Origin of the sequence: Brooklawnia sp. (genome assembly GCF_049651565.1) — a bacterium.
GTDB lineage: Bacteria > Actinomycetota > Actinomycetes > Propionibacteriales > Propionibacteriaceae > Brooklawnia.
The window spans coordinates 1-2,486 of the sequence record NZ_JBASCI010000271.1 but is presented as its reverse complement, the minus strand read 5'-3'; the positions used below and the strand labels follow the sequence as shown (position 1 = coordinate 2,486).

The following is a 2,486-nucleotide window of genomic DNA, read 5'->3' as shown; positions in this document are numbered from 1 at the left end:
CGCCCACGCCCTGAGCCGGGCCACCGCCCGATCCCCGTGGCGGATGGAACTGCACGAACTGGCGTCCGGGGCGGCGATTATCAACGACGCCTACAACGCCAACCCCGAGTCGATGACCGCAGCGCTGCGCACGCTGGCAGCCGTCGGCGACCGCCGCCGTGCCGCCAACGCCGACGCCCGAACCATCGCGGTGCTGGGCGACATGCTCGAGCTCGGGCCGCAGTCTGCCGACCTGCACTACCGGATCGGGGCGCTGGCGGCCGAGCTCGGCATTGACGAAGTAGTCGCCATCGGGCAGTTCGCCGGCGACCTGGCGGCCGGGGCGAGCCAGACCGGCGGCCGCAGCCGGGTCGTCCAGCACGACCAGGCCGCTGACTCGCTCAACCTGTCGGCGGGCGACGTGGTGCTGATCAAGGCCAGCCGCGGACTGGGCCTGGAACGCGTCGCCGACCGCCTGCTCGGCCAAGAGGGGGCACAGTGAAGCTGATCGTGGCGGCCGGTGTGGTCGCACTGCTGGGAACCCTGATCGGCACCCGGCTCTTCATCGGATTCCTGGTCCGCCGTGGCTACGGCCAGTTCGTCCGGGACGACGGCCCGCAAACGCACGGCAGCAAGCGCGGCACCCCCACCATGGGCGGCGCGGTCATCATCGCTGCCGCGATACTCGCCTATGGCGTGGCACATCTGGTGAACTGGGAACTGCCGTCCTACTCGGGGCTGCTGCTGCTGGGCCTGCTGGTGGCCTGCGGCGCGCTTGGCTTCATCGACGACTGGACGAAGATCACCCGGCAACGCTCGCTGGGGCTGACCAGCCGGGGCAAGCTGATCGGTCAGCTGCTGATCGGGCTCGGCTTCGGCGTTGCCGCGCTGAGCTTCCCCAACCCCTATGGCCTGACCCCGGCCAGCCGGGCGATCTCGTTCACCCGCGACCTCGACTGGCTGCGGCTGCCGCTGGTGGTGGCAGTGGTCTGGATGACGCTGCTGATCATCGCGTCCTCGAACGCGGTGAACCTCACCGACGGCGTTGACGGGCTGGCGACCGGTGCACTGACCATGGTCCTCGGCGCCTACACGCTGATCTCGATCTGGCAGCGCAACCAGTGGTGCCGGCCCGGCTCCACCGCCAGCCCGATGTGCTACGAGGTGCGCGACCCATGGGACCTGGCGGTGGTGTCCGCAGCGTTGGCGGCCGCCTGCTTCGGCTTCCTGTGGTGGAACGCCAAACCCGCCAAGATCTTCATGGGTGACACCGGTTCGCTGGCCCTCGGCGGGGCGGTCGGTGGGCTGGCCATCCTGACCCGCACCGAACTGCTGCTGATCATCCTCGGCTTCCTGTTCGTCATCGAGGCCGCCTCGGTGATGATCCAGGTCAGCTACTTCAAGATCACCCGCGGCAAGCGGGTGTTCAAGATGGCCCCGCTGCACCACCACTTCGAACTGCTGGGCTGGGACGAGGTGACCGTGGTGATCCGGTTCTGGATCATCTGCGGCACCGCTGTGGTCGGTGGCCTGTCGGTCTTCTACGCCCAGTGGGTGCTCGGGCAATGAGCGGCAAACGGCTGGATTGGCTGGCCACGGCCGACCGGCTGTCGCCGTGGCCGCAGGCGAACGTGGTGGTCGCCGGGCTGGGCACGTCCGGTTTCGCGGCGGCCGACGCGCTGCTCGAACTGGGTGCCACGGTGACGGTGCTCGACGACTCCGCCGACGACACCAACCGCGACAAGGCCACCCTGCTGGAACACCTGGACGCCCACGTCCGGATCGGCGCGGGATCGACCGCGACGCTGCCAGCCAGTGTCGACCTGGTCATCACCTCGCCCGGCTGGCGTCCCGACTACGCCCTGCTCGCCCAGGCCGCGGCCCGCCAGGTGCCGATCTGGGGCGACGTCGAACTTGCCTGGCGGCTGATGCACCCCGACCGGATCGTGCCCTGGCTGGGGGTCACCGGCACCAACGGCAAGACCACCACCACCCAGATGCTCGATTCGATGCTGCGGGCGGCCGGGTTGAAGTCGGCGGCGGTGGGCAACATCGGCCGGCCGATCATCGAGGCGCTGAACGACGAGGTGCCTTACGACGCGTTCGCCGTGGAGCTGTCCAGCTTCCAGCTGCACTGGACGCACTCGCTGGAGCTGCACTCGGCGGTGGTGCTGAACATCCACCCCGACCACCTGGAGTGGTACGGGCCCTGGCTGGGTGACCAGGACGCCGCGATGGCCGGCTACGTCGCCGACAAGGCCCGCATCTACCACCACGTGCGGCACGCCTGCGTCTACAACGTCGCCGAACCGGGCACCGAGAAGATGGTCGAGGACGCCGAGGTCATCGAGGGCGCCCGGGCGATCGGCTTCACCCTGGGCATCCCGTCGATCAGCATGCTCGGGGTGGTGGACGACCTGCTGGTCGACCGCGCCTTCATCGCTCAACGACGCGACTCCGCGCTGCCGCTGGCCAGCATCGCCGACGTCCAGCCCGCCGCACCGCAC

Annotated in this window: 3 protein-coding genes; all 3 read left to right on the top strand. The window is 69.5% G+C overall.

Going from position 1 to position 2,486, the window contains the following annotated elements; all coding sequences use genetic code 11:
- Window positions 1-481: glutamate ligase domain-containing protein (locus tag WBL05_RS13250; protein ID WP_424226570.1), on the top strand; the 481-nt coding region annotated here is incomplete at its 5' end.
- On the top strand, window positions 478-1,548 hold the full coding sequence (mraY, locus tag WBL05_RS13245; protein WP_424226568.1) for a phospho-N-acetylmuramoyl-pentapeptide-transferase: 1,071 nt from the start codon (window positions 478-480) through the stop codon (window positions 1,546-1,548). The genes WBL05_RS13250 and mraY, both read left to right, overlap by 4 nt.
- A partial coding sequence (locus WBL05_RS13240) for a Mur ligase family protein (protein WP_424226567.1) occupies window positions 1,530-2,486 on the top strand: 957 nt, incomplete at its 3' end. The genes mraY and WBL05_RS13240, both read left to right, overlap by 19 nt.